The 8,277-nt window shown below is 38.1% G+C and carries 5 protein-coding genes; 3 read left to right on the forward strand and 2 right to left on the reverse strand.

All coding sequences use genetic code 11. The annotated features are described in order from the left end of the window. The first annotated feature begins 15 nt into the window (after positions 1-15). On the forward strand, positions 16-1,230 hold the full coding sequence (locus CXF76_RS02695) for a hypothetical protein (RefSeq protein ID WP_024591590.1): 1,215 nt from the start codon (positions 16-18) through the stop codon (positions 1,228-1,230). 69 nt (positions 1,231-1,299) lie between these two features. Here the strand turns inward: CXF76_RS02695 and CXF76_RS02700 are convergent, their stop codons facing one another. Then, positions 1,300-2,175 carry a DNA replication terminus site-binding protein gene (locus tag CXF76_RS02700; protein ID WP_101162992.1) on the reverse strand — a complete coding sequence of 292 codons (876 nt, stop codon included), beginning with the start codon at positions 2,173-2,175 and terminating at the stop codon, positions 1,300-1,302. A 1,001-nt stretch (positions 2,176-3,176) separates the two neighbouring features. Here CXF76_RS02700 and CXF76_RS02705 point away from each other — a divergent pair. Further along, the gene (locus tag CXF76_RS02705; protein WP_008167282.1) at positions 3,177-4,526 is read left to right on the forward strand and encodes a class II 3-deoxy-7-phosphoheptulonate synthase; all 1,350 of its coding nucleotides are present in this window, start codon (positions 3,177-3,179) and stop codon (positions 4,524-4,526) included. 62 nt (positions 4,527-4,588) lie between these two features. Here CXF76_RS02705 and ppsR read toward each other — a convergent pair whose 3' ends face one another. Beyond that, complete coding sequence (gene ppsR, locus CXF76_RS02710) at positions 4,589-5,398, reverse strand: posphoenolpyruvate synthetase regulatory kinase/phosphorylase PpsR (RefSeq protein WP_007583184.1); 810 nt, start codon at positions 5,396-5,398, stop codon at positions 4,589-4,591. A 157-nt stretch (positions 5,399-5,555) separates the two neighbouring features. Here ppsR and ppsA point away from each other — a divergent pair, with 157 nt between their 5' ends. After that, positions 5,556-7,931, forward strand: coding sequence for a phosphoenolpyruvate synthase (gene ppsA, locus CXF76_RS02715; RefSeq protein WP_101162993.1), 2,376 nt, complete (start codon positions 5,556-5,558; stop codon positions 7,929-7,931). Positions 7,932-8,277: the final 346 nt, after the last annotated feature.

Genomic DNA, 8,277 nt, shown 5'->3' on the forward strand with positions numbered 1-8,277 from the left:
ATGGAAATAAGAACAATGAGCCGAAAGGTCAACATCTCGGTAGATAACTTGCCCGATACACTTAGGGGCCAAATCCACGGGGTGGAAAGTGCAATAGATAACGAAAGTTTAGCACTATTTACAGACAACAAAGACGTGCGAATTTCTATTGAAAATGCAGCACATGGATTACGTGCATATTCAAACACGTTTAATCACTATGATTTGTGGGGACGCTTTGTTCGCTCGGGCTATAAAAAATTGCCACTTGAAGAAGCGCCTAAAAAAACAATTATTACGCGTAAAATATCTGAAAAAGTAGATGGTATTTTGTACGATGGCGAAATAAAAATAACGCCAGCTGTTGTAAGTACACGCAAAGATGGCGAAGATGTTGAATACCTTGTTTGGCCATCAGATAGAGAAGAAAAAGTAGAGCGAGCACTTATTCGTTTAGCTTCTAAAGGCAAAATAGTTAAAATTAATTTTAAATCCGGTATTCAATACGCGGTTGTTTTTTCTATGAACGAATTAGCACAAGAACTCAAAGCGGTAGGGCAGTCAATGCCATATCCTGCAATAAAAGAGTCACTTGAAGCATTGCAAGGCTCTAAACTTTCATTTAAATATTCGGCAACAGATACTAAAAATTCTGATATAGATGATTCGTTTTACGAGTCAAACATGAACTTTTTATCGTCACTGCATTTTAGTGGCAAAAAAGGTCAGGGTGGCAATGTAAAATGCGTCGCCTGTTTAAATGCATTTGTTCATAACATGATTGATAACCTTGAATACAAAGGGTATTACTTTAATAGCGCTCAAGAATTAAAACGTGGATTATCGCGTTGGATGATGCTTCGTTTGTATCACCTTTGGCGTTATGCAGCACCAGGTAAAACGTACCATTTTAGATTACTTTCTATTATGGAAAAATACGGATCTATTTATTCAACTGATGATATTACCGAAAATAAATTAAAAGCACTTCGTCGTGATATGACCACCACAATGAAAGATTTGATTGAAAAAGGTGCAATATCAGAATACAGCATTACAAACGTTAAAGATGACAAAACCGGTAACATTATCGATTACACATACGAAATGCACCCGTCTGATCAGTTTTGCGATGAAATACTTACATTGAACAAACACAATAAACGCATTGAAATCCAAGGCGGTAAACGCATTGTTGAAAATGCCGTGCTGATTGATGAAGATAAAATTGAAGAAATAGTAGAAAAATAATAACCGTTATTTTAAATACTGTACGCATAACTAAAAAGGCCACACTATGTGGCCTTTTTAACATAATGACTACCGCTCAACCTGTTCTAAATATAACCTATCAACCAAAAAATCATACTCGCGCTTACGAGGGTGAGTTTCGGGTTTTTGATAATCAGGTAATATACCTAATTTTACGTCTGGTTCTGGATTAATCAGAATAAAGGGTAATGCAGCACTCACATGATAGCGATTCTGCGCTGTGTATCTCACATTTACCTGTGGACTCACTCGAGTAGGGCGGCGAATTCTAAGTTTTTCCTTTTCGCCTAAACTAGCAACCCGTAATTGTTCTTGAGCTACAAGTGATTGCCATTTTTGTTGATCTATCATTCTTGGATTTCGATAACTGGCCGATTTGTCGAGCATTTCGAGAGCCATTTTTTTAGTCAGCGTTTTAGTTGCGTGTTTGTGCATCCAAGTAAACCTAACCGAAAATGGCGATTCGCTTTCACTATGAATTTTACGATATGCGGCAAGCGTTATTAAATTTGGTATAGCATTGTGAACTGCTTCAAATCGAGCATCGTTGCTATCAATAGCTAAAATACATTCTTTAAACGTAGCTTTAGCTTTATTTACTTGAGCTATACGATTATTTAAAGCTTGTTTATCTGCATTTTTAATGACGAGCAAACCAGGGTGCCTTTTTAAAACACGACTGCTTAATCCTGATTTTTTATACATGTCTGAAAAAGAGTTTAGGATTGCTTTTTGAGCCGGTACTCCAGTGATTTTAGAAACAAGTATAGATTCTGGAACTTTACTCTCATCGAGACTACTTACATCTGGTAATTGATAATATTCCGCTTTGGAGAATTCACACTCTTTTAGTTCTTCAATCAACCTTAAAGTTAATTCGTTCATTAAATCAAACTGACTTCTAATTTGTACCTTAGTTACCATTACACACCTCAAAGAACACATCTTACTAGCCTTATATTATTACATGCACTTTGCTTTGTCTAAATAAATAATAAATAGTACTCTGGGCTTATAGTAACATAATAACTAATTTAAGTATGATGTGTTCTTTAAGGTGGGATATATAAATGAAGAAAGATTGAAACTCCTTACTAATTCATATGAGATTGGAGTATTTACTTTGTCGTATATAAAAAGGCTAATACGCCAAGTGCTAGATTATCTAAGTAGTAGGTGGTAAAACTAAGTTTAGAAAAATGAGTTAAGCGGAGTTATATAATTTCATATATTTATCTAACCGTCTTAGCATTCATTATTATTTATAATTACTGACTCATATTACACCGTGTTGGCAGTATGGTGACAGGCTAAAGGTTACAATGACTACAAATGCTTTTTGATATCAGTTCCTCTTTAAAGATACTTCTAGCAGTGGGGGCTTTAATCATGGTGAACTGTTAAGTAACACTATCACTTTGAAGAGAAAACTTAATGGGCTACCAGACCTTTGAGTTGTAGCACTTGTGAATATAGTCCAGCATACGAGTGCTATACAAGACTATGCCTCTAGGTTTTAAAGCGCAGATAAATGATCACCACAAACGCTCATATCATACATTAAGGTCTGTACATAGCATTTGATAGCTTTTAATTAATTACCCGCGTAAAGTTAAGATTACAGAAGCAACCATTTAAGTATGATGTGTTCCTAGCTAAATTATGTATAACATACCCTTATGTACTATTTATTCTCAATGCGTTAAAATTGTAAATAGTTAGCTCTAAGCTCATGTATTTAAACACTTTAGTTTCTTCGAAATAAAACTAAAGTGTATGTTATATAACCACCTAGGTTAAGTAAGATTACTATTATACTTAACTCATAACTAAATAATTGGAAAATAGTGAATTTAGTCCTTGAACATAGGGGCCTGCATACGTTAATTTCTTCTTATCAGGTAATGTAGGAATGAGGAAAAATTATGCAATCGTGGAACCCAAATAGCTGGAGAGAGCTGCCAATACTGCAGCAGCCACAGTACCCAGATCAAGAAATACTTAAATCAGTAGAAAGCCAATTAAAAACGGCACCACCTTTAGTTTTTGCTGAAGAAACAAGAAGCCTATTCAAACAACTTGAAGATGTGTGCGAAGGGCGTGCTTTTTTACTTCAAGGTGGTGACTGTGCAGAATCATTTAGCGATTTTAATGCCGCTAACATTCGCGATACATTCAAAACAATCTTACAGATGGCTGTTGTATTAACTTACGGCGGTAAATGCCCTGTAGTTAAAATAGCGCGCATGGCTGGTCAATACGCTAAACCTCGTTCAGCAGACTTAGAAACAATTAATGGCGTGTCTTTACCATCTTACCGTGGCGACATTATTAATAATATCGAGTTTACAGAAGAAGCACGTATACCCGATCCACAACGCTTAATGACTGCATACCATCATAGTGCCGCTACGTTAAACTTATTACGTGCTTTTGCACAAGGTGGCCTTGCCGATCTTCACCAGGTAAACCGTTGGAACATGGGCTTTGTTGCTGCAAATCCACTTAAAGAAAAATACCAACAACTTGCTGATAAAATTCAAGACGCACTAGAGTTTATGGAAGTGTGCGGAATTAACTCTACAATTGCGCCTAGCTTAAAAGAAACCGATTTATACACTTCTCACGAAGCGTTACTACTTGGTTACGAAGAGGCGCTTACTCGTCGCGACCACTTATCTGGTGATTGGTACGATTGTTCTGCTCACTTTGTTTGGATTGGTGAACGTACTCGTCAACTAGACCATGCACATATTGAGTTTTTCAAAGGCATTAAAAACCCAATTGGTGTTAAAGTTGGCCCAGGTATGGACCCAGATGACCTAATTCGTTTAATTGATGCATTAAACCCAGATAACATTCCTGGTCGTTTAACGCTAATTACGCGTATGGGTGCAGATATACTTCCTGAAAAACTTCCAGCACTAGTAAGAAGAGTTCAACAAGAAGGCCGTAAAGTAATTTGGAGCTCAGATCCAATGCACGGTAACACTGAAAAAGCGACATCAGGTTACAAAACACGTAACTTCGACAATATTATGCGCGAGATCAGTCAGTTCTTCGCTGTACACAAAGCTGAAGGTTCATACGCAGGTGGTGTTCACCTAGAAATGACAGGCCAGCACGTTACAGAGTGTACTGGCGGTGCTTACGGTTTATCTGACGATGACCTAGCACAGCGTTACAAAACGCAGTGTGATCCACGCCTTAACGCCGACCAAGTATTAGAGTTAGGCTTTTTAGTAGCTGATTTACTAAAAGACGCACGTAAATAATATTTGTTGATACTAAAAAAACCGCTTAATTGCGGTTTTTTGTTTATAATTTTATTAGTAAGTTAGTACTTACGTCGCTCCAAGTCTGTTTCTATCAATATTTTTGCAGATATTTCTTCAACAGAATGATGCGTAGAATTAAAATAAGCAATTTTATGACGCTTATACAACATTTCCACTTCGCGAACCTCAATACGACACTGTTTAATTGAAGCATACTTAGAGTTCGCCATACGTCGATGCCTAATAGCCGCAAGTCTCTCAGGGTCAATCGTAAGTCCAAATAGCTTATGTTTATAAGGGACTAAACACTTAGGCAAACCTTCATTGTCTAAATCTTCTTCTGTAATAGGGTAGTTAGCCGCTTTAATGCCGTACTGCAGTGCTAAGTATAAGCTTGTGGGTGTTTTACCACTTCTACTAACGCCAATTAAGATGATGTCTGCTTCAGAAAAGTTTTTAATATTTCCGCCATCATCATTCATAAGAGCATAATTAACGGCATCAATTCTAAAATCATAACTTTTTTCGTGGATAGAATGCGTACGATGCATTTTTGGAACTGGGGCTACATTGAGTTCTTTTTCTATTTTTTCGCTATATGTAGTTAAAAAGTCATACGTGACTGCATCAGCCGATTTTATAATTTCACTTAAATTGTGATTAACAAAAGTAAAAAAAACAAATGGCTTTTCGCCTGTTTTTGCAGCGGTTGCATTAATTAATGCTTTAATTTCGTGCGCTTTTTCTTCAGTTTCTACAAATGGAATTGTTTTATGATTAAAATCGATAGGAAACAACGACAAAGTCGCATGCCCAAACACCTCTGAAGTAATAGCTGTTCCATCTGATATATAAAAAGCAGTTCTCATAATTAACCTTTTTATTGCGTTTAAATCCCTAAAATGGGTTTCTCACGGTTTACGTGAGGACTATTGCCAGTGTAGAATGATGATGACCTTTATAAAAGGTTTTCTTTCTTAACTCTCACAGTTAGACCTACAATTTGTTTTTTTTGGAGAAAGATCCGTGCAAGAATACGTTCTCTGGTATCAAGAGCTTGGTATGCAAGATGTTCCTCGAGTTGGCGGTAAAAACGCTTCACTTGGCGAAATGATTTCAAACCTAGCAAACGCTGGTGTACAAGTACCGGGTGGTTTCGCAACTACCGCAGATGCTTTTAATGAGTTTTTAGATCAATCAGGACTCACAGCAAAAATTCACAACATTCTAGATACACTCGATGTTGATGATGTAAATACACTCGCTAAAGTCGGTGCCGATATCCGCCAATGGATAATCGACACACCATTCCAACCAAACCTAGATCAAGCCATTCGCGACGCATATAGCCAACTTCATGGCGATACTGCAGCAGATGTATCATTCGCAGTACGTTCATCAGCTACTGCTGAAGATATGCCAGATGCATCATTCGCAGGCCAGCAAGAAACTTTCCTTAACGTTGTTGGTATCGATTCAGTCATGGTCGCTATTAAACACGTATTTGCTTCATTATTTAACGACCGTGCAATCTCGTATCGTGTTCACCAAGGTTACGATCACCGTGGTGTGGCCCTATCAGCAGGTATTCAGCGCATGGTACGTTCAGATAAATCAGCATCTGGCGTAATGTTTAGCATTGATACAGAGTCTGGTTTTGAAGACGTTGTATTTATTACATCAAGCTACGGCTTAGGTGAAATGGTTGTACAGGGCGCAGTTAACCCTGATGAGTTTTATGTTCATAAACCAACACTCCTTAAAAATAAACCTTCAGTAGTACGTCGTAACATTGGCTCTAAAGCCATTCAAATGATTTACTCAGAAGATAAAGCACACGGTAAGCAAGTAGACATCGTTGATGTTGCCCCTGAGCTTTCAAATAAATTTTCGATTACAGATGAAGAAGTGCAAGATCTTGCCAAACAAGCTGTAATCATTGAAAAACATTACGGTCGTCCTATGGACATCGAATGGGCAAAAGACGGTAACGACGGCAAACTATATATAGTTCAAGCACGTCCAGAAACTGTACGCTCAAACGAAGACTCTAACGTAATGGAACGCTTTCAATTAAATGGTACAAGCAACGTTGTTGTTGAAGGCCGTGCAATTGGTCATAAAATTGGTAGCGGTGTTGTTCGTGTTCTTGATTCAATCAAAGAAATGGATCAGGTACAAGTAGGCGATATTTTAGTTACCGATATGACCGACCCTGATTGGGAACCAATCATGAAACGTGCAGCAGCGATTGTTACAAATCGTGGTGGACGTACGTGTCACGCGGCAATCATTGCACGCGAACTTGGTATTCCGGCAGTGGTAGGCTGTGGCAACGCAACTGATTTAATTAAAGCGGGCCAAGAAGTAACAGTATCGTGCGCCGAAGGCGATACCGGCTTTATTTACGAAGGTATTTTAGATTTTGAAATACTAACGTCACGCGTTGATAAAATGCCAGAACTACCAATGAAAGTTATGATGAACGTGGGTAACCCCGATCGTGCATTTGACTTTGCACGCTTACCGCATGCAGGTGTTGGCCTTGCGCGAGTTGAATTTATTATCAACCGTATGATTGGCGTTCACCCTAAAGCGTTATTAAATTTTGATGCGCAAACCGATGCATTAAAAGCAGAAATTACTGACATGATTGCCGGTTACGAATCACCAGTAGAGTTTTACATAACAAAACTGGTTGAAGGTATTTCAACGCTTGGTTGTGCTTTTGCACCGGAGCGTGTAATTGTGCGTATGTCTGATTTTAAATCAAACGAATACGCAAACCTAGTTGGCGGTCAGCAATACGAGCCAGAAGAAGAAAACCCAATGATTGGTTTTCGTGGTGCAGCCCGTTATATCTCTGAAGACTTCCGCGATTGTTTTGCACTAGAATGTGAAGCTATAAAACGCGTAAGAAACGACATGGATATGGCTAACATAGAAATCATGATCCCATTCGTACGTACCCTTGAAGAAGGCAAACGCGTAATTGAATTACTAGAAGAACATGGCCTTAAACGCGGCGATAATGGTCTTAAAGTAATCATGATGTGTGAGCTACCTTCAAATGCATTACTTGCAGATGAATTCTTAGAAATGTTTGATGGTTTTTCTATCGGCTCTAACGATTTAACACAGTTAACGCTTGGTCTTGACCGTGATTCTGGTTTAATCGCACATTTATTTGATGAGCGTAACCCAGCAATTAAAAAACTACTTTCTATGGCAATTAAAACAGCTAAAGAAAAAGGCAAGTACGTAGGTATTTGTGGTCAAGGTCCTTCAGATCACGAAGACTTTGCAGCATGGTTAGTAGAGCAGGGCATTGACTCTGTTTCACTAAATCCAGATACAGTAATAGAAACATGGTTATACCTAGCTAAAAAATTAGCAAAGTAATAAATAGGTAAGCTATAAAAAATGCCAGCAATAAATTGCTGGCATTTTTTTATACTCAATTAAAAGTAAATTAACGGGCTAATTTTTTATCTAAATAAGCACATGATTTAGTTAACGCCTTTTGACAAAGTGATAAGTAATGTCGCGCTTTAGGGTAGTAAAACGAAAAGCACAATAAACCCGCCATAAAAAATATAAGTGAAGGCTAAGGGCGTGTTGATCTTTGTGGATTGAAATTTGTTCAATCTAGGGGCGATTTAATCGCGGCGCGAGGTTTGTAACCTAGTGGGCTAAGTAAAAACCGAGCAAAGCTTCCGCGTCCTGCTCACGCCCCTTACCTACATCC

Origin of the sequence: Pseudoalteromonas sp. 78C3 (assembly GCF_002836695.1) — a bacterium.
Taxonomy (GTDB): Bacteria; Pseudomonadota; Gammaproteobacteria; order Enterobacterales; family Alteromonadaceae; genus Pseudoalteromonas; species Pseudoalteromonas arctica.

Coding starts and splice junctions, on each gene's coding strand:
- CXF76_RS02695 (WP_024591590.1), top strand. CDS start 16: ATGAGCCGAAAGGTCAACATCTCGGTAGATAACTTGCCCGATACACTT.
- CXF76_RS02700 (WP_101162992.1), bottom strand. CDS start 2,175: ATGGTAACTAAGGTACAAATTAGAAGTCAGTTTGATTTAATGAACGAA.
- CXF76_RS02705 (WP_008167282.1), top strand. CDS start 3,177: ATGCAATCGTGGAACCCAAATAGCTGGAGAGAGCTGCCAATACTGCAG.
- ppsR (WP_007583184.1), bottom strand. CDS start 5,398: ATGAGAACTGCTTTTTATATATCAGATGGAACAGCTATTACTTCAGAG.